This is a genomic window from Kribbella sp. NPDC048928 (genome assembly GCF_043197975.1).
Classification (GTDB): Bacteria; Actinomycetota; Actinomycetes; order Propionibacteriales; family Kribbellaceae; genus Kribbella.
On the sequence record NZ_JBICUC010000015.1, the window covers coordinates 32,009 to 50,131 of the forward strand.

21 protein-coding genes and 4 pseudogenes are annotated in these 18,123 nt (G+C 67.1%); 19 read left to right on the top strand and 6 right to left on the bottom strand.

Going from position 1 to position 18,123, the window contains the following annotated elements:
- Nucleotides 1-143 precede the first annotated feature (143 nt).
- The 8 genes from ACGFI6_RS40840 to ACGFI6_RS40875 are packed head-to-tail and all read left to right on the top strand — an operon-like array spanning nt 144 to nt 8,827.
- Nucleotides 144-1,649 carry an ABC transporter substrate-binding protein gene (locus ACGFI6_RS40840; RefSeq protein ID WP_393128090.1) on the top strand — a complete coding sequence of 502 codons (1,506 nt, stop codon included), beginning with the start codon at nt 144-146 and terminating at the stop codon, nt 1,647-1,649.
- Entirely contained in the window at nt 1,646-2,590 is a 945-nt protein-coding gene (locus ACGFI6_RS40845) for an ABC transporter permease (protein ID WP_393128091.1), read from the top strand. Before ACGFI6_RS40840 ends, ACGFI6_RS40845 begins: the two co-directional genes overlap by 4 nt.
- Nucleotides 2,590-3,408, top strand: coding sequence for an ABC transporter permease (locus ACGFI6_RS40850; protein ID WP_393128092.1), 819 nt, complete (start codon nt 2,590-2,592; stop codon nt 3,406-3,408). Before ACGFI6_RS40845 ends, ACGFI6_RS40850 begins: the two co-directional genes overlap by 1 nt.
- Complete coding sequence (locus tag ACGFI6_RS40855) at nt 3,405-4,382, top strand: ABC transporter ATP-binding protein (RefSeq protein WP_393128093.1); 978 nt, start codon at nt 3,405-3,407, stop codon at nt 4,380-4,382. The genes ACGFI6_RS40850 and ACGFI6_RS40855 overlap by 4 nt, the downstream gene beginning before the upstream one ends.
- Nucleotides 4,375-5,244 (top strand): ATP-binding cassette domain-containing protein, encoded by an 870-nt coding sequence (locus ACGFI6_RS40860; protein ID WP_393128094.1) that lies wholly within the window; start codon nt 4,375-4,377, stop codon nt 5,242-5,244. The genes ACGFI6_RS40855 and ACGFI6_RS40860 overlap by 8 nt, the downstream gene beginning before the upstream one ends.
- Entirely contained in the window at nt 5,241-6,674 is a 1,434-nt protein-coding gene (locus ACGFI6_RS40865) for an aldehyde dehydrogenase family protein (RefSeq protein ID WP_393128095.1), read from the top strand. Before ACGFI6_RS40860 ends, ACGFI6_RS40865 begins: the two co-directional genes overlap by 4 nt.
- Complete coding sequence (locus ACGFI6_RS40870; RefSeq protein WP_393128096.1) at nt 6,671-7,444, top strand: SDR family NAD(P)-dependent oxidoreductase; 774 nt, start codon at nt 6,671-6,673, stop codon at nt 7,442-7,444. The genes ACGFI6_RS40865 and ACGFI6_RS40870 overlap by 4 nt, the downstream gene beginning before the upstream one ends.
- 9 nt (nt 7,445-7,453) lie before the next feature.
- Nucleotides 7,454-8,827 (top strand): amidase, encoded by a 1,374-nt coding sequence (locus tag ACGFI6_RS40875; protein WP_393128097.1) that lies wholly within the window; start codon nt 7,454-7,456, stop codon nt 8,825-8,827.
- Between the two features lie 143 nt (nt 8,828-8,970).
- Here ACGFI6_RS40875 and ACGFI6_RS40880 read toward each other — a convergent pair whose 3' ends face one another.
- A complete protein-coding gene (locus ACGFI6_RS40880) occupies nt 8,971-9,678 on the bottom strand; it encodes a hypothetical protein (protein WP_393128098.1) in 708 nt (235 codons plus the stop codon).
- Nucleotides 9,679-9,871: 193 nt separating this feature from the next.
- On the opposite strand from ACGFI6_RS40880, the gene nuoH reads away from it, so the two are divergent.
- From nuoH to ACGFI6_RS40895, 3 genes are all read left to right on the top strand, one after another.
- Nucleotides 9,872-11,095 carry an NADH-quinone oxidoreductase subunit NuoH gene (gene nuoH, locus ACGFI6_RS40885; RefSeq protein WP_393128099.1) on the top strand — a complete coding sequence of 408 codons (1,224 nt, stop codon included), beginning with the start codon at nt 9,872-9,874 and terminating at the stop codon, nt 11,093-11,095.
- A 46-nt stretch (nt 11,096-11,141) separates the two neighbouring features.
- Nucleotides 11,142-11,864: a TetR/AcrR family transcriptional regulator gene (locus ACGFI6_RS40890; RefSeq protein WP_393128100.1), complete on the top strand. Its 723-nt coding sequence runs from the start codon at nt 11,142-11,144 to the stop codon at nt 11,862-11,864.
- A gap of 83 nt (nt 11,865-11,947) precedes the next feature.
- Nucleotides 11,948-12,271 carry a DUF4333 domain-containing protein gene (locus ACGFI6_RS40895; RefSeq protein WP_393128101.1) on the top strand — a complete coding sequence of 108 codons (324 nt, stop codon included), beginning with the start codon at nt 11,948-11,950 and terminating at the stop codon, nt 12,269-12,271.
- Here ACGFI6_RS40895 and ACGFI6_RS40900 read toward each other — a convergent pair.
- The gene (locus ACGFI6_RS40900; protein ID WP_393128102.1) at nt 12,268-12,948 is read right to left on the bottom strand and encodes a hypothetical protein; all 681 of its coding nucleotides are present in this window, start codon (nt 12,946-12,948) and stop codon (nt 12,268-12,270) included. The genes ACGFI6_RS40895 and ACGFI6_RS40900 overlap by 4 nt on opposite strands.
- Nucleotides 12,949-13,160: 212 nt before the next feature.
- Nucleotides 13,161-13,652, bottom strand: coding sequence for a tyrosine-type recombinase/integrase (locus ACGFI6_RS40905; protein WP_393128103.1), 492 nt, complete (start codon nt 13,650-13,652; stop codon nt 13,161-13,163).
- On the opposite strand from ACGFI6_RS40905, the pseudogene ACGFI6_RS40910 reads away from it, so the two are divergent.
- The 4 genes and pseudogenes from ACGFI6_RS40910 to ACGFI6_RS40925 all read left to right on the top strand — a co-directional run.
- Nucleotides 13,611-13,718 (top strand): annotated as a pseudogene (locus ACGFI6_RS40910) (hypothetical protein); the annotation flags it as partial. The gene ACGFI6_RS40905 and the pseudogene ACGFI6_RS40910 sit on opposite strands and share 42 nt — an antisense overlap.
- 160 nt (nt 13,719-13,878) lie before the next feature.
- On the top strand, nt 13,879-14,055 hold the full coding sequence (locus tag ACGFI6_RS40915) for an RHS repeat domain-containing protein (RefSeq protein WP_393128104.1): 177 nt from the start codon (nt 13,879-13,881) through the stop codon (nt 14,053-14,055).
- A 15-nt stretch (nt 14,056-14,070) separates the two neighbouring features.
- Nucleotides 14,071-14,331, top strand: a pseudogene (locus ACGFI6_RS40920) (RHS repeat protein); the annotation flags it as partial.
- Nucleotides 14,329-14,970, top strand: coding sequence for a hypothetical protein (locus ACGFI6_RS40925; protein WP_393128145.1), 642 nt, complete (start codon nt 14,329-14,331; stop codon nt 14,968-14,970). The pseudogene ACGFI6_RS40920 and the gene ACGFI6_RS40925, both read left to right, overlap by 3 nt.
- Here ACGFI6_RS40925 and ACGFI6_RS40930 read toward each other — a convergent pair.
- Nucleotides 14,965-15,381, bottom strand: a complete 417-nt coding sequence (locus tag ACGFI6_RS40930; protein ID WP_393128105.1) for a cupin domain-containing protein — start codon at nt 15,379-15,381, stop codon at nt 14,965-14,967. The two genes, ACGFI6_RS40925 and ACGFI6_RS40930, sit on opposite strands and share 6 nt — an antisense overlap.
- Before the next feature lie 26 nt (nt 15,382-15,407).
- Complete coding sequence (locus ACGFI6_RS40935; RefSeq protein WP_393128106.1) at nt 15,408-15,956, bottom strand: zinc-binding dehydrogenase; 549 nt, start codon at nt 15,954-15,956, stop codon at nt 15,408-15,410.
- A gap of 340 nt (nt 15,957-16,296) precedes the next feature.
- Here ACGFI6_RS40935 and ACGFI6_RS40940 point away from each other — a divergent pair.
- The 3 genes and pseudogenes from ACGFI6_RS40940 to ACGFI6_RS40950 all read left to right on the top strand — a co-directional run.
- Nucleotides 16,297-16,749: pseudogene (locus tag ACGFI6_RS40940) on the top strand (ATP-binding cassette domain-containing protein); the annotation flags it as partial.
- Between the two features lie 160 nt (nt 16,750-16,909).
- Nucleotides 16,910-17,137, top strand: a pseudogene (locus ACGFI6_RS40945) (pyridoxamine 5'-phosphate oxidase family protein); the annotation flags it as partial.
- Nucleotides 17,138-17,251: 114 nt separating this feature from the next.
- A complete protein-coding gene (locus tag ACGFI6_RS40950) occupies nt 17,252-17,389 on the top strand; it encodes a hypothetical protein (RefSeq protein WP_393128148.1) in 138 nt (45 codons plus the stop codon).
- Between the two features lie 106 nt (nt 17,390-17,495).
- On the opposite strand, the gene ACGFI6_RS40955 is transcribed toward ACGFI6_RS40950, so the two are convergent.
- Nucleotides 17,496-17,690 carry a hypothetical protein gene (locus ACGFI6_RS40955; protein WP_393128107.1) on the bottom strand — a complete coding sequence of 65 codons (195 nt, stop codon included), beginning with the start codon at nt 17,688-17,690 and terminating at the stop codon, nt 17,496-17,498.
- Between the two features lie 158 nt (nt 17,691-17,848).
- Between ACGFI6_RS40955 and ACGFI6_RS40960 the strand changes: the two genes are divergently transcribed.
- Nucleotides 17,849-18,019, top strand: a complete 171-nt coding sequence (locus ACGFI6_RS40960) for a dsRBD fold-containing protein (RefSeq protein WP_393128108.1) — start codon at nt 17,849-17,851, stop codon at nt 18,017-18,019.
- Nucleotides 18,020-18,123: the final 104 nt, after the last annotated feature.

Sequence of the window (18,123 nt, forward strand, 5' to 3'; positions counted from 1 at the left end):
TAGTGGCCCACTGATACCTAGTCCACTGGTCTGACCAGTCACATCCGGGCGGCGAAGTCCGCCGCACCGGCGTGGCCGAGGCCGTTCAGCGGGACCCGGGCGGTCAGAATGCGGCGACAGTTCGAGGCACTGGAGGAGTTCTCGTGAAGTTTCCAACCCGTGCGGTCGCGCTCGCTGCTACGGCTCTGCTCGCCGTGACCGCCTGCTCGGCCGGATCCGGTACGTCGTCCGGCGGCAGTTCGCCGGGCAGTTCGCAGAACCTTTCGATCGGCCTGGTCGCGGAACCCGCCAGCCTGGACTTCACCACCACGGACGGTGCGGCGATCCCGCAGGCGCTGCTCGGCAACATCTACGAGACGCTCGTCAAGCAGGACGACTCCGGCAAGATCGTGCCGTCGCTGGCGAAGTCGTGGACGGTCTCGCCGGACCGCAAGACGTACACGTTCGACCTGGTCGACAACGCGAAGTTCAGCAACGACAAGCCGTTCACCGCGAACGACGCCGTGTTCAGCATCAACCGGGTCAAGACCGCGTGGACGATCTCGCTGAAGAGCGCGATGGACGTCGTCGCCGGCGCGAAGGCGCTGTCGCCGACGCAGTTGCAGGTCACGCTGTCCAAGCCGAGCAACGACTGGCTGTTCCGGATGACGACCCGGATCGGTGCGATGTTCTCCGAGAGCGGCGTCAGCGCGCTGGCCACTGCTCCGGTCGGCACCGGGCCGTTCAAGTTCTCCAAGTGGAACCGCGGCGACTCGATCGTCCTGGCCCGCAACGACAGCTACTGGGGCACCAAGCCGTTCTTCCAGCAGATCACGCTGAAGTACTTCAAGGACGCGACCGCGCTCAACAACGCGCTGCTCACGAGCACGATCAACGTGATCGGCACGGTGCAGGCGCCCGAGGCGCTGAGCCAGTTCACCAGCAACTCGAAGTACCAGGTGATCGAGGGCACGACGAACGGTGAGGTGCTGCTGTCGTTCAACAACTCGCGCCCGGTGTTCAAGGACGTTCGTACGCGGCAGGCGATCCGGATGGCGATCGACCACAAGGCCCTGCTGGACACCTGCTGGGCCGGTCGCGGCAAGCTGATCGGCAGCATGGTCCCGCCGACCGACCCCTGGTACGAGGACCTCACCAACGTCGCGCCGTACGACGTCGCCAAGGCGAAGTCCCTGCTCCAGGCATCGGGCGCGGCCGGCAAGACGCTCCGCCTGCGACTGCCGACGTTGCCGTACGCAACATCCTGCGGGCAGGTCGTGAAGAGCCAGCTGGAGCAGGCCGGGCTGAAGGTCCAGATCGATCAGCTCGAGTTCCCGGCCGCGTGGCTGACCACGGTGTTCAAGAACGCCGACTACGACATGTCGATCATCGCGCACGTCGAGCCCCGCGACCTGGGTGCGGTCTTCAACGCGAAGTACTACACCCGGTACGACGACCCGACGCTGCAGGGCTACCTGGCCGCGGCGGACTCCGGGGACGAGGCGGCGCAGGTCGACAATATGAAGAAGGCGGCCCGCCGGCTGTCCGAACAGGCCGCGGGCGATTGGCTGTTCCTGCTGCCGAACCTGATGGTCGCCGACAAGGACATCAAGGGCCTGCCGACCAACGCGATCACCGAGAACTTCGATCTCTCCAAGCTCGCCCGATGATCCTCCGACTGATCGAGCGCACCGCCGTGTTCTTGGTCAGCCTTGCGGTCAGTTCGGTCCTGGTGTTCGCGTTCATGGCGATCCTGCCCGGTGATCCGGCGCGGGTCGCCCTCGGCGTGAACGCCTCCGACGAGGCAGTGGCCGAGCTGCGGCGGCAGTTCGGCCTCGACCGCCCGCTGCCGACGCAGTACTTCGACTGGCTCGGCGGACTGCTGCACGGTGACCTCGGCACGTCGTACGTGTCGAAGGTGGCGATCGGGCCACAGGTCTTCGACCGCTTCCAGGTCACGCTGTGGCTCGTCGTCGCCGGCATGATCATCGCGCTGCTCGTCGCCGCACCGGCCGGCACGGTGATGGCGGCCCGGCATCGGCAGTGGTCCGGGCTCGCGCTGTCGGCGGTCTCGCAGGTCGGCGTCGCGGTGCCTGCGTTTCTCGCCGGCATCCTGCTGATCGTGGTCTTCGCCGTGAAGCTCGGCTGGCTGCCGGCGAACGGCTGGACGCCACCCGCCCAGGACCCGGCAATGTTCCTCAAACAACTCGTCCTCCCCGCGCTCTCGCTGGGCCTGGTCCAGGGCGCCGTGCTCACCCGGTACGTCCGCAGCGCAGTCCTCGACGTGCTCCGTGAGGACTATCTGAGAACGGCCCGCGCAAAAGGCCTCCGTCCGTTCCAGGCGCTGTGGAAGCACGGCCTCCGCAACGCCGCCGTCCCGGTCGTGACCGTCCTCGGCCTCCAGTTGGCGACCCTCCTGATCGGAGCCGTCGTGGTGGAACGCGTCTTCGTCATCCCCGGCCTGGGCAGCCTGCTGCTCGACGGGGTCTCCAACCGTGATCTGCTGCTCGTGCAGGACGTCGTGATGGTCCTCGTACTGGCAGTGCTCCTGGTCAACTTCTTGGTCGACCTCCTGTACGTCGCACTCGACCCGCGACTGAGGACAGCCTGATGAGGCGGCGCAATCCGAGCCTCATCGCCGGCGGCGTGATCGTCGGCGCGATCGTGCTGATGGCGCTGGTCTCGTTCGTTTGGACGCCGTACGACGCCACCCTCGTCACGCCCGCGTCGCGGCTGCTGAAGCCGTCCTGGTCGCACTGGTTCGGCACCGACAAGTTCGGCCGGGACGTGCTCAGTCAGATCATGGTCGGATCCCGGACGACGTTGTTCGTCGGCGTCGTCGCGGTCGGGGTCGCGGCGGTCATCGGCGTACCGCTCGGGATCCTGGCGGCGACCGTACGGCGATGGCCGAGCGAGGTGATCATGCGCGCCAACGATCTGCTGCTCGCGTTCCCGGCGTTGCTGCTGGCAATCATGTTCGGTGCGGTGTTCGGAGCGAGCACGCTGACCGCGATGGTTGCCATCGGCATCGCTTCGGTGCCGAGCTTCGCGCGGGTGATCCGCAGCGGTGCGTTGCAGGTGATGCGGACCGAGTACGTGCTCGCGGCGCGCGCGGCGGGGCGGCGGCCGTGGCTGATCGCCGTACGGCATGTCCTGCCGAACGTGACGAGCCTGATCACCGTGCAGGCCTCGGTGTCGTTCGCGATCGCGGTGCTCGCAGAGGCCGCGTTGTCGTTCCTCGGGTACGGCACGCCGCCGCCGACGCCGTCGTGGGGGCGGATGCTGCAGGAGAGCCAGGAGTTCCTGTTCAGCGCGCCGCGGCTGGCAGTCTTCCCGGGGTTGGCGATCGCGGTCGCGGTCCTCGGATTCAACCTGCTCGGCGACGGCCTCCGCGACCGCTTCGACCCAAAGCTGGAGGACCGGCGATGAGCGACGTTTTGACGGTGCGTGGGTTGTCGGTGTCTGTACGGGACACGGCGCTGGTGTCGGACGTGGATCTGACGGTCGGGGCGGGGGAGCGGGTCGGGCTGATCGGGGAGTCGGGATCGGGCAAGTCGCTGACCGCGTTGAGCATCCTCGGGCTGCTGCCGGAGGACGTCCGCGCGGATGGCTCCGTACGGCTCGACGGCGTCGACCACGAGCTGGTCGGCGCGGACGAACGGCGGATGTCCCGCGTCCGCGGCCGGGACATCGCGATGGTCTTCCAGGAGCCGATGACCGCGCTGAACCCGACCATGCGCATCGGTGATCAGATCGCCGAGAGCATGCTGATCCACAAGACGCACACCAAACCGGCAGTCCGGACCGCCGCGGCTTCGTTGCTCGAACGGGTGCAGTTGCCGCCCGAAACGCTCCGCGCGTACCCGCACCAGCTCTCTGGTGGCCAACGGCAACGAGTGGTCCTGGCCCTTGCCCTCGCCAACGATCCGGCTCTGCTGATCTGCGACGAGCCGACGACCGCGCTCGACGTCACGGTCCAGGCGCTCGTCCTCGACCTGATCGTGCGCGGCGTCCTCGACCGTTCGTCGGCGCTGCTCTTCATCACCCACGACCTCGCCGTCGTCGCCACGGTCTGCGAACGCGTGCTCGTCATGTACGGCGGACGCGTCGTGGAGGCGGGCCCTGTCGCCGAGGTGTTCACGCGACCCCGGCACCGGTACACGGAAGGTCTGCTCGCCGCGTCGGACCTGGACACGAGCTCGCGGCGGCTGACCACGATCCCCGGCAACGTTCCGCCCGCCGGTACGTTCCCGTCCGGCTGCGTCTTCCGTACCCGCTGCGCGCACGCGACAGCCCTGTGCGAGGAGACACCTGTGTGGACGGGGGCGGAGACCGACGGCTTCGCGTGCCATCACCCCGCACAGGCGGCAGTTGGCCAGCACCCGGGAGGCGCCGATGCCTGAGCACATCCCGACGACGCACGAGCCTGAAACGCCGATGGCGATCCAGGTCGTCGACCTCGTGCGCGACTACGCGCGGCCGCGTACGTCACTGGTCAGACCAGCTCCGCCGGTGCAGGCGTTGCGTGGGGTGAGCCTGGAGGTCAAGCAAGGCGAGCGATTCGGCATCGTCGGCGAATCGGGCTGCGGCAAGTCCACGCTGCTGCGGCTCATCGCCGCTCTGGACCGCGCCACCTCGGGCCATGTGATCGTCGAGGGCACCGACATCACCAACCTCCCGGAGCGCCGGCTGCGATCGCTCCGCGAGAACCTGCAGCTCGTCTTCCAGGACCCGATGAGCTCCCTCGATCCGCGGATGCGCGTCCGCGACATCATCGCCGAACCCCTTGTAGTACAAGGGCATCCGGCCTCGGGCGAACGCGTCCGCGAGCTGCTCGAGGCCGTCGGCCTGTCCGCGGACGCCGGCAACCGGTACCCGCACCAGTTCTCCGGAGGCCAGCGCCAGCGCATCTCGATCGCCCGCGCGCTCGCCCCACGCCCGCGGATCCTGATCGCGGACGAGCCGGTCAGCGCCCTCGACGTGTCCGTCCGGGCGCAGGTACTGAACCTGATCTCCGACCTCGTCGACGAACTCAACCTCACCCTGGTGTTCGTCTCGCACGACCTGTCCGTGGTCAAGCACGTCTGCGATCGCGTCGCCGTGATGCACGCCGGCCAGATCGTCGAGACCGGCTACACCGGAGACGTGTACGCCGCCCCGCAGCATCCGTACACGCAGCGGCTGGTCTCGGCGATCCCGACCCTGCAGCGCGCGCTGTCCGGCGCGACCACCTCCGACCTACTCGCGAACGGAGATCCTGTATGAAGTTCCCAGCCGGCCTACCGATCGGCGAGTCGTGGATCGAGGCACCCGCCACGGCACCGGTGATCTTCCCGTACGACGGTACGCCGGTCGCGGATGCACCGGTCGGCGATGTCGCGATCGCGGAAGCGGCCCTCGACAGTGCGCTCGCCGTCCGCGAAACGGTCGGGCGACTTCCCTCGTACGTACGCCGAAAAGTCTTGCAGAGTTTGCATTCCGCGATGCTCGCGGAGCGGGACGCGTTCGTCGACCTGCTCGTACTGGAGACCGGGAAGCCGCTCGTCGACTGCCGGGTCGAGATCGATCGGACCCTGCTCACGCTGGAGACCTCCGCCGAAGAGGTCGCCCGGCTGCACGGCGAGACCGTACCGCTCGACCTGCTGCCGAGTGGTGAAGGACTACAGGGATTCTGGGTTCGCAAGCCGATCGGGGTGGTCGTGGGGATCACCGGGTTCAACTATCCGCTGCTTCTTGCGGCGCACAAGATCGCGCCCGCGTTCGCGGCCGGCTGCCCGATCATCGTGAAGCCTGCGCCGCAGACGCCGCTCGCTACCTTGTGGCTGGCGCATCTGATGCGGTCCGCGTTGGCCGATGCGGAGGCACCGGAGAGCGCGCTGCAGGTGGTCACCGGCGGACCGGAGGTCGGTGCGCGGTTGACCACCGACGACCGGATCGGCGCGGTGTCGTTCACCGGTTCCGCCGCCGTCGGGCATCGGATCGCGCGGGACGCGGCGCCTACCAAGGTCCTGCTCGAGTTGGGCTCCAACTCCGCTCTCGTGGTCGCCGCGGACGCCGACCTGGACGCGGCCGCCGACGCGATCGTACGTGGCGGGTACTACGCCTCCGGGCAGGCCTGCATCTCGGTGCAGCGCGTGATCGCGGTCGAGTCCGTACGGGAAGCCTTGATCGAGAAGATCGGTGCGCGGATGCCCGAGGTTGTCGTCGGCGATCCACGCGATCCGGCAACGCGCGTGTCCGCGCTCATCAACCCGTCGTCGACCGATCGCGTACGGCAGTGGGTCGGGGACGCGGTGCAGGCGGGTGGATCGATCGCGTACGAGGCACCTGGCGACGTACTGGGGCCGATCGTGCTCACCGACGTACCCGATGGTCTGGCGGCATGGGACGAGGAGATCTTCGGGCCGGTGATCGCGGTCCGGTCGGTGCCGGATGTGGACGCTGCGCTGCGGGCCGTCAACGAGACGCGGTACGGGCTGCACGCGAGCGTCTTCACGTCGTCGCTCGACACCGCGTTCGCCGCGATCGACCGGCTCGACGTCGGGGGAGTGGTGATCAACGACGTACCGGGATTCCGCTCCGACGTGATGCCGTACGGGGGCGTGAAGGACTCCGGTACCGGCCGCGAGGGCCCGCGGTTCGCGATCGAGGAACTGACCACGACTCGGATGGCAATCATCCGCCCGCGCCCATGATGACGGACTACGCGAACTTGTTCCGGTTGGACGGGCGGCATGTGGTCGTGGTCGGTGCGGGCAGCGGGATCGGGCGCGAGAGTGCGCTGGCGCTGGCGGCGCACGGAGCGCGGGTGACCTGCGCCGACCGCGACCTGGCCGCCGCGCGCGAGACCGCTGCGGCCGGTGAGGCGTTGGTGGCGTACGAGCTTGATGTCCTCGACGACACGGCTATCGAGAGTGCGGTGGATGAACTGGAGCCCGTGGACGTCCTCGTGTTCACCGCGGCGACGAACGTGCGAAAGCGGATCCTCGACTACACCGCCGACGAGTTCGATCGGGTCGTGGCGCTGAACCTGCGGGCGTCGTTCCAGCTGATCCGCGCGTTCGGCCGCGGGATGGCGGAGCGCGGACGCGGCAGCATCATCGGATTCAGCTCGATCCGCGGGACGACCGTCGAGCCCGGACAATCGGTGTACGCGGCAACGAAAGCTGGTCTCGTCCAACTGCTGCGCACCGCCGCTGCCGAGCTCGGACCGTCCGGCGTCCGCGCGAACGCGATCGCCCCTGGCGTCGTCGAGACCCCGCTGACCGCGCAGATCAAAGCCAACCAGGGCTGGTACGACGCCTACGCGCAGAAGGGTGCGCTCGGCCGCTGGGCGCAACCGAACGAGCTCGCCGGCGCGGTCGTCTACCTCGCCTCCGACGCGTCGAGCTTCGTGACCGGGAGCGTCCTCGCGGTCGACGGCGGCTGGACCGCAGTCGACGGCCGCTTCGAACCACCGAACTAGGAGTCCGCTATGAGTCTCGCCGATCTGACCGCAACCGAACTGCTGGCCAAGTACCGCGACGGTTCGGTGTCACCTGTCGAGGTCATCTCCGACGTTCTCGACCGGGTGTCGTCGATGGAGCCGCAACTGTGCGCGCTCTACGCGTTGGACCCGTCGGGCGCGCGGGCGGCGGCGGAGGAGTCCGAGCAGCGCTGGCGGGACGGTACGGCGGGAGCGCTCGACGGCGTACCGGTGACGGTCAAGGAGAACATCGCGACGCGCGGAACGCCCGTACCGCAAGGGACTGCGGCGACTCCGTTGGTCCCGGCTGCGGAGGATGCTCCGGCGGCGGCGCGACTGCGGGCGGCGGGCGCGGTGATCTTCAGCAAGACGACGATGCCGGAGTACGGGATGTTGTCGTCGGGGGTGTCGACGTTCCACCGGTTGACGCGGAACCCGTGGGACCTGTCGAAGACGGCCGGCGGTTCGAGCGCGGGCGCCGCTGCTGCCGCGGCCGCCGGGTACGGGCCGATCCATGTCGGTACGGACATCGGCGGCTCGATCCGGCTGCCCGCCGGGTGGTGCGGACTGGTCGGGCTGAAGCCGACGCACGGACGGATCGCAGTCGGCAACCCGTACGCCGGGCGCGCGATCGGGCCGTTGACGCGAACCGCAGGTGACGCGGCGCTGGCGTTGTCGGTGATGTCGGGGTACGACCCGCGGGACCACACGTCCCTTCCGTCGCCGTCCGATGTCTTCGAAGCCGAAGTCTCCGGGCTGCGGGTCGCGCTGCTCCTCGACGCGGGCGTGGGTTTGCCGGTCGATCCCGAGGTCGCCGCGGCCGTGTCATCGGTTGCTGCCCGACTCGAGGCTGCGGGTGCGATCGTCGAACCCATCAGCCCGATCATCACCCGCGAGATGCTCGACGGCCTCGACCGCTTCTGGCGCATCCGGTCCGCCACCGACATCGCGGCCCTCCCCGAGGAGCGTCGCGCGAAGGTCCTGCCCCAGATTCGTACGTGGGTCTCGACCGCGTCCGACCTCACCGCGGCGGACGTCTTCCACGGCTACAGCCAGATGGCCGCGATGGCGTCCGCGGTCACCCAGATCTTCACGACGTACGACGTCATCCTGTCGCCGGTCGCCCCGATCACAGCCTTCCCGGCCGAGCTCGCCTACCCGACCGACGACCCCGGCAAGCCCTTCGAACACATCGCCTTCACCGTCCCCTACAACATGTCTCACCACCCCGCCACCACCCTCAACGCCGGCTTCTCCACCACCGGTCTCCCCATCGCCGCCCAACTAGCCGTACCCCACCACCAAGACCTCCAGGCCCTTGCCCTGGTGGCACACCTCGACAGCCGCCGCACCGAGCAGCGCAACTGGCCAACGCTTTCCTAGCACTACAGCCGGACTCAGTGACCGCAACTCAGCGCACTCCGAGCCGAGCCTGGGGTGCATTTCTTCCCGATTCGGGCGGTGAATCCTCCCCAACCCGCCCCGTCCGGGCCGGGTCCCCGACATCACGAAGTCCTGCTGTAGTACTAGGCTGCTGCGGCGTTCAGACGACCGATCGCAGTCCGGGCGAGCTTCTCAAAAGTGGCGCCTTCCAGTGGCTGGAGGCCGGACGCTATCAAGACGACGGTGTTGTTGCCTTTGGCGATGTACACGACGTCAACTACGACGCCGATGCCATCGGTCTTGCCCTTCAGACGTAGCGCGAGAGTGCGATCGCCGAGGTTCGGAAACGACAGGCCGGTCGCTTCGAACGTCGCCGAGCTGCCGTCCTTCGACGTGCTGGTGAACTTCGGGCATTGCCGAAGTGCCTGGGTGATCGCTTTCAGCGCCTGCACCTGCGATTTCGGCCAAGAGCTGACGGTGTGATCCAGAGACGGGCCGAGGTCACCGGCGCTGAACGATGCCTCCGCCTCGCTGAGCGGATCCCGGTCGCCGAGAGCGTCGAAAACCGTCGCACAACGCTTCGGTGTCACGGTCTCATCGTCGCTTCCCGGATCCGGCTTCTCCTGCGACCAGCCGGTGGGCATGTCGTCGAGCGTCAGCAATGCACGCTTGGCCTGCGCCGCCGAGAGCGTGGACTCCTTCGGAACTGCGGGGACCGTCGGTGGTTGCCGAGCCGTCTTGGTCGTTTCAGTTGTCTTGGACTCACTGGCAGCACCAGGAAGTGTGTCAGCGCGCTCCGGTTTCCCGGCGCACCCGACCACAGCAATCGAACACACCGCTGCAACAGCCATCCACCGCATGCGATCCCCCCGGATCCAATCTGTTCAACACGAGCTAGCGACTCACCTATCGGCTGACGGCGAGCGGTGTTACAGCGAGTTACAGCGAGTTACGGCGAGCTGTGTGGCCGCGAAGGTTGCGGTGCTTGTCCTCTAACTGATACACCGTATCTGTTAGTGGAGTCGAGTTGTGGGGTGACGTGGCATGCCTGTGGTCGTTGCGGGGGCTGGGCCGAGCGGGTTCGGCCAGGACGCCTGGTGGCTGATGCTGGTCAAGGCCGTGCTGATCTTTGTGATTCTGATGCTCCTGACGTTGTTCAGCATCTGGGCGGAACGGCGGGTGGTCGCCCGGATGCAGCAGCGGATCGGGCCCAGCGTCAACGGGCCGTTCGGGTTGCTGCAGTCGTTGGCCGACGGCATGAAGCTGATCCTCAAAGAGGATCTGATCCCGAAGACCGCCGACCGGGTGATCTTCGTGCTCGCGCCGTTGATCGTCGTCGTTCCGGCGTTTGTGACCTGGTCGGTGATTCCGTTCGGGCCGGCGGTGAAGCTGCCATGGAGCGACACGTCCACACACCTGCAGCTCACGGACCTGCCGGTGGCAGTGATCTTCGTACTCGCGATGGCCTCGGTCGGCATCTACGGCATCGTGCTCGGCGGCTGGTCGTCCGGGTCGACGTACTCCTTGCTCGGCGGGCTCCGGTCGAGCGCCCAGATGATCTCGTACGAGGTCTCGATGGGGCTCTCGTTCGTCGCGGTGTTCCTGTACGCCGGGTCGATGTCGACGTCCGAGATCGTCGCGGCCCAGTCGCACCTCTGGTACGGGCTCGTGCTCGCGCCGTCGTTCGTGATCTACGTGATCTCGATGATCGGCGAGACCAACCGGGCTCCGTTCGACCTGCCGGAGGCGGAGGGCGAGCTGGTCGGTGGGTTCCATACGGAGTACTCGTCGGCGAAGTTCATGCTGTTCTTCCTCGCTGAATACGTAAACATGGGCACGGTGTCGGCGATGGCCACCACCTTGTTCCTGGGCGGCTGGCATGCGCCGTGGCCGATCAGTTTCTGGGACGGTGCCAACAGCGGCTACTGGCCGGTGCTGTGGTTCATGGGCAAGATGCTGTTCTTCCTCTTCGTCTTCATCTGGCTGCGTGGGACGCTGCCGCGGCTGCGGTACGACCAGTTCATGCACTTCGGCTGGACGCGGCTGATGCCGTTGTCGTTGGTGTGGATCCTGGCGGTCGCCACGATCCGTACCGTGAACCTGCGCGGCGGGATCGATCGGCAGTGGTTGTACGTGGCTGTCGCGCTGTGCGTGGTCGTGCTCGGTGCGCTGCTGTTCGTCGGCGAGAAGAAGCGGTCGGACGTGGCCGAGGCTGCGGAGTTCGACGCGTTCGCCGGCGGGTATCCCGTACCGCCGCCGCCTCGTTGACCCGGGATGAGTCGATGTCGTCGCGCAGGGTCGTACGATGCCCGACATGACGCCCTCCTCCTCGTCACGGGACGCCCAACCCGTGGGCCCGGTCTGGGCGCGGAACGATCGCCAGCCGCGGCGCCGTACGCTCACCCGCGAATCCATCGTGCAGGCGGCCGTGGATCTGGCCGATCGGGACGGCCTCGACGCCGTCTCGATCCGCAGCGTTGCCGCGTGGCTCGGCGTCCGGCCGATGAGCCTGTACGGTCACGTGTCGAGCAAGGATGATCTGCTCGACCTGATGTTCGACCAGCTCGCCGGCGAGAGCGTGCTCGGTGACGAACTCCCGCCGGACTGGCGGAGTGCGCTCGAAGCGATCGCCCGGCGGACCAGGGACCAGGGCCTCGCACACCCGTGGTCGATCGAGTTGCTGGTCGATCGCATCCAGCTGGGACCGAACACCCTCCGCGTACTCGACGAGTGGATCCGCGCGGTGGCGCCGCTGTCGGTCAGCGCGGAAGAGGCGTGGAACATCGCGACCGCGGTCAACGACTACACCGTCGGCTACGTGACCCGCATCGCCGCCCAGCGCCGCGCCGTCCCCACGGATCCGGCAGCCGCCGGCGAGTGGACCTCGACCGTCAACACGTACCTGACCGAACGCGCCGACAGCGGCGACCATCCGCACATCGCCCCGCTGCTACGCCACGGCTTCGCCGGCTTGCCCGACAACTTCGAATCAGGCCTGGCCTGGCTCCTCGACTCCATCGAAAGGTCTCACCCTTAAGGACTACGGGTGGAGTACGGGCAGCGGGGCGACAGTGAGCGCGACTAGTTTCCTCGCTCGGGCCCTTCAAAGGAGACTTTCGGATGTTGCTGGCTGTACGTACCACCCTGGCAGGCGCCGCCTGCGTCCTCATCACCCTGACCGGATGCTCGGCGAAGTTCGGGTCGGATCCGACCATCTCGAAGGAGAACCTCGAGAAGGGCATCGTCGACGCACTCGAGAAGTCGGTCGGCAAACGCCCGGACGCGGTGACGTGCCCCGGTTCGGTGAAGGCAAAAGCCGGTGAGTCCATCCGCTGCGAACTGAAGGCCGGCAAGACCCGGTACGGCCTGACCGCAACCGTCACCTCATACGAAGACCGCAAAGCAAGCTACCAGGTAAAGGTAGACAACAAACCCGCCACCTAACCCACCACACCATCCAACCGCGCCACGGCTGTCGTCACAAACCGCGCAAACTCGGCATCAGTGCTGAACGTGTCGCTGTCAGCCCTGAGAGCGAGGACGGTGCTGCCGCGCACGACGTACGCCGACCATGTGCCGGACGTCAGCTTCGGATCGCTCGGGTCCCCGAACCGCAACACGATCCCGTCCCGCAGTCCGGCCACCGGCAACTGCCGTGCGAACAGCCTGTACGACTCGTCCTCTATGCTGCCGGCGTACGTCGCGCAATGCGGCAACGCCTCAGTAATCCTCCGCAGGAGCGGGAGTTGCGAAGTCGGCCATGACGCGATCAGTTCGGTGGTTACCTTGTCGTCGTTGGGGTTGTCGGCGCGGAGCAGATAATGCCCGCGGATGCTGGTCGTCGGTGGTGAGGCTGGATTCCGCAGCGGATCGCGCAGCAGTTGGCACTCGACTGGGTCGTACTTGATCGGTATGCCGAGTGTCGGGATGGGATCGGGTGCCACGCCGGCTTCCCAGCCTTTGGGAAGGTCCGTGATCCGCAGTGCGGCTTTGGTTGCTTGGGCGGCTGTTAGCGGGACGACTGTTGGTGTCGCGCTGGCGGTGGGAGCCGGGGTGGTGTCGGGTTGGGCGCTGCAGGCTGTGAGCGCGAGTACGGCGAGCAGCGCGAGGCGACGTATCACCTAGAACTCGCCGTAGACCTGGACCTTGGTGCCGATGGGGGTGTCGGCATAGATCTGATGGATCTTCGTGCGAACCCCCACTGCCCCGGATGTGACCCGCGCCCTGGGATTGCTTGGAACGTTGCTTAGGAGAGCTGGAACAGTCCTGTTATAAGGGCTGTTGGTCTGTTTGAACACCTCTTCAGAGTAGACCAGGACCGGTATCGAGTTCCTCAGGATCGAGGTTCAGACGATCCCTGCTCCGTCAGGCGCACAGCGAGCCGTTCCAGCCGGCGATCGACCGCCTGCCTGGCACGCTCGTGCGACGACGGTAGGAGGTGCGTGTACTGCTCCAGCGTGAAGCCTGGATCGTGGTGTCCGAGGTACTCGGACAGCTCCTTGATGTTGACGCCGTCGGCGAGGGTGATGCTGGCATAGTAGTGGCGCAGCGCGTGCAGTCCGGTCTTGCGGTTCGTCTTGTAGTACCGCCGCCCGCGGCCGTCCGTCGTCGGCGGGGGGATGACGCCGCTCGCCGAGACTGCAGGTTTCCAGACGATCTCATCGAAGAGCCTTCCTCGTAGTGGCCGGCCATCGCGCCAGATGAACAGGAGATCCACTTCGCGGATTTCTCCGTCCAAGCGCTCCCACGGCAGTGCGAAGGTCGTCGTGCCGAAGCGCTCCATGTGCTCCTTGGCGATCGTTGCGTACGAGGATGGCATCGGCACGATCCGCTCGGATACACCACGACGTACGTCTACGACGTTGTCGGTCGGCTGGCCAAGACCACTGACCCCACCGGCGTGGTCAGCGCGACCGGGTATGACCCGGTCGGCCGACCGTCCGTGCGCAGTGACATGAGCGGGGCGAGCTGGGTCAGCACCTACGACCTGCTCGACCGGCTCACCCAGACGAACACGATCGGCGAGTGGCCCGGGAACGCCTACACCTACGATGTGCTCGGACACGTGCTCACCCGCAGACAGCGGAAACACCACCTCTTACGAGTACGACGTACGGGGCAATCCGACCGCATCAGTAGACCCGCTGGGCGCCCGGACAACCACCGTCTATGACGGAGCCGGGAACCAGGTCAAGCTGACGCGGCCGAGTGGAACCAGCTCGACTTGAACGTACGACGCCGACAACCGAATCTCGACCGCATCCGATGCCCTCGGCAACACGAGCCGGTACGTCTACAACGCAGATCGTCAGCTCGCGAAGGTCGTCCTGCCGCGCGGCGGTACCTACTCCTACGCGTACGACGACGCAACCAGGCTCAGCTCCGAGACCAACCCCGTCGGCGCCGTCACGCGCTTCGACTACGACGGCGAGGGCCGCCTCACCAAGACCGTCAAGCCGTCCGGGCGTTCGATCAGCAACAGCTACGACGCCGCCGGCCGCATGTCGCAACGCACGGCGGGCACCGAAACACGCAACTACACCTACGATTCCGCCAGTCGACTGGCCACCGCTGCCACATCCACGCAGACACTGAGCTTCGGGTACGACAACCGTGGACTGCTTGCCTCCAGCACCGATGCATCCGGCAACACCACGTACGGGTATGACGCGGCGCAACGGTTGACCGCCCGTACGGCGCCTGGCGCAGCGACCACGAGCTACGGATACGACACCCTCGGCCGACTCGCGACGGTCCGCGGCGGGATCAACCTGAACTACAGCTACACCAATGGCAGCCAGATCAGCGTCAAGTCGGCGGTCAGTCCGACCACCGGCTATGAGTCTCGCTCATACGACGCCAATCGACGTCCCACCTCATACCTAGGCTCGAACGCCTACAAGATCGCCGCCACCTATACCGCCGACGGGCAAACCGCATCACTAGAACAATCCGAGTCCGGCAACGCAGCGTCCAACAGCACCAGCTACAACTACGACGACGCGGGCCGCCTCACCACATCAACGGTCAGCCAGAACAACGCGGTCGTATCCACCACTAGCTACGGCTGGGATGCCGACGGCAACCGCACCAGCCTCCGATCAAGCGCTGAGCTGGTGTCTGGTCTTCGGCGTTCGTCATGAAATCTCCTGTCCGGTGGCGGTGTATTCGTCGTCGCTGACGTGTTCGAGCCAGGTGGTCGTGGTGGCGGGGTCGTTTGCGTTGTCGAGCATCGCGAGGTGTTCCATGAAGGCGTCGGGTGTGGCGCCGTGCCAGTGTTCCTCGCCGGGTGGGCAGTAGATTGTCTGTCCCGGGTGAGCGGTGACTTTCTGGCCGCCGCGGGACTGGATCCACGCGACTCCTTGGGCGATGCGCAGGGTCTGCCCGAGGGCGTGGGAGTGCCACGCGGTCCGGGCGCCGGGCGCGAACCGGACGTTCGCGACGATCATCCGCTGCCCTTCGTCGCGTGGTGAGGCGATTGGGTCGAGCCAGACGTCGCCGGTGAATTTGTTGGGCGGATTCTTGGTGGTCGCTGGGCGCGGGACTATCTGCACGATTGCTCCTTGGAGTGGTGAAACGGTCAGGGGTGGCTGACGGTGAGCAGAGACTTGATGGCGCGGCGTTCGTCCATGGCGGTGTAGGCGTCGGCGACATGGTCGAGGTCGGTGGTGTAATCGAAGACGAGGCCGGGGTTGATCCATCCGGCGAGGACGTCGTCGAGCAGTTCGGGGATGTAGCGACGGGCCGGTGCCACTCCGCCCTTGATGCCGATGTTCTTCCAGAACAGCGTCTTGTACTCGAACGTCTCGTACAGCGGTACGCCGACGGCGCCGATCATGCCGCCGGCGCGGGTGATGCCCGCGCAGGTTTCGATCGACTGGTCGGTTCCGACGCATTCGAGTGCGGCGTCGACTCCGGCGCCGTTGGTCAGCCGCAGGACGGCCTTGACCGCGTCGTTGCCGCGTTCCTCGATGATGTCGGTGGCACCGAACTCCTTGGCGACGGTCTGGCGGGCGGGGTTGCGGCTGAGCGCGATGATCCGGCGCGCGCCGAGCTTCTTGGCCGCCAGCACTGCGGACAGGCCGACCGCGCCGTCCCCGACAACGGCGACGCTGTGGCCTTCCTTCACGCCGGCGGGCTGAGCAGCGCCCTGGCCCAGAAGTTCACGGCGAACCCCACGGTGGCGAGTGCGAGCATCAGCCACGGCGAACGCTCTGCCGTCGCACTCGATCTGGACCCTGTCATCGTCTGTTCCCTCGTCGCGCGACAGCCGGAGTGTCAGAGTGGTCTTGGTCGGCACGCCCAGTCGAGGGGCCAACGGTCCCGGCCGATCCCGCCGAACGGCCTGTTCGGGCAGCCCACGTGGACGGGTAGGTCCGGGGACCTCTGTCTACCGCAGTCGGGTCTGACGCCTGTGGTCTGGCTCACACCCCGCGACAGAGACTCGAAGCAATCGATGGGAGGCTGTGATGAGCACGGTGGAGCGGTTGGACGAGGCAGTACGGCTGACAGCTCTGTCGGCGTACGGCGTGCGGTTCCCGGACCTGATCGTGCGGTACGGCGAAGTAGTCGTGCTGGCCGGTCCGAACGGGTCGGGCAAGAGCACGGTCAGCCGCGTGCTGGTCGGCGAGCTGGCTGCCGCCGGGGCGGTGTCGGTGATGGGGACGGATCCGTTCACCGCCGAGCTGAAGAGCCGGATCGGCTTCCTGGTCAAGGATCTGGAGACGATGGGCTCGCTGACTTCGCGGGACGTCCTGGACATCTGCGCGGCAGTCCGTGGCTGCGGTACGTCGTACGCGCACGAGCTGGCTGCCCGTCTCGGGCTGGACCTGGATCGCCCGATGGCGGATCTCTCCCGTGGTCAGCTGCGTCGGCTGGGCATCATCCAGGCGCTCATGCACGAGCCCGAGCTGATCGTCTTGGACGACCCGATGACCGAATTGGACGACGAGGCACGTGAGGTCCTACCCGCTTTGCTGCAAGACGCTGCTGCCCGCGGTGCCGCCGTGGTGATGACTGCGCAGTCGGAGCTGGACGCCGGCGCCTGCGGGGACCGGGTCGTGCCGTTGCGGAGGCACGACGATGACAAACAGACCGAGCAGGAACCAGATCTGGCGACAGCTGACGCGAGCCTCGTTCGCGGTTCTGAGTTATGTGACGCCGAGCGGGCAACCGAGGTCGAGCGGAGTCGTGTACACGGCCGGCCACGACAGGCTGTACGTTGCAGCGGCGCCGACGAGCTGGAAGGCGCTGCACATCCCGGCCACGGGGCAGGTCGCGGTGACGGTGCCGGTAGGGCGCGGGGGAGTGTTCTCACTGTTGTTTCCGATCCCACCGGCGACTGTCAGCTTCCACGCGCGGGCGGTGGTGCACCGGGTAGGGCGACCGGACACCGGCTCGTTGCCGCCGGCGCTGGCCAGGCCCGTGCCGGCTGAACGGCTCGCGAACTGCCGGATCGTGGAGATCTTCGCCGAGGACCAGTTCGTCACGTACGGCATCGGAACGCCACTGCGAAAGCTCCGTTTCCCGGCGGTTGCCCGGGCGCGGGTGCCCGTGGGTTAGTGCAGGAGTTGCAGGACGGTCAGTACGACGAACACCACGATCGCGATCGCCCGGATCGCAATCCGTAGGGGCCTACTCCACCACGGCAGCTTCTCGGTGCGCTGGGTCATTTCTTCGTCGGTTCGTCCGCAGGTTCTTCCTCGGGCTGGTCGTGGTGCTCGTCGTGGTGCTGTTCGCGGTACAGCTCGATGCCGAGGTGGCGCAGGATCGCCTGCTCGGGCAGTGCCGAGCCACCGGTACGGCGGCGCGCGACGGCGCGTTGCGCATCCTTCTGGATGCGGCCCTTGTCGAGGTCACTCATGGCCGACTCCCTTCTCACACCTCCAGCACACGCCGGACGAAGCGCGCCCGGCAGGGCACAAGTTCCCGCTCGTCCAGGACCGGACGGCCCTGGTCCGGCGCCGATGGAACTCCGACGATGGCAGCGACAGCGGAGACCTCGCGCGGAAGGACCACATCATGATCACCAGCAGGCGGTGGCGTGTCGACATCTACGTCGACGAGCACGACGACGACCGGACCACGCACGCGGAGGCCCGCGCGCTGTCGGACCTCGCGCACAAACTGCTGCACGCCGCGGCCTCGGACATCGAGGTGATCACGCACCAGCGCGTGCACTTGCACAGCTGATCGTCCCGTGGTGCTCGGGACGTTGGACTCTGGGGAGCGATCGTGACTGGCCGGACCCTCGATTGAACCGCTGCCGTACGGCGGCGGTGTTGAGAGGGGAGGTC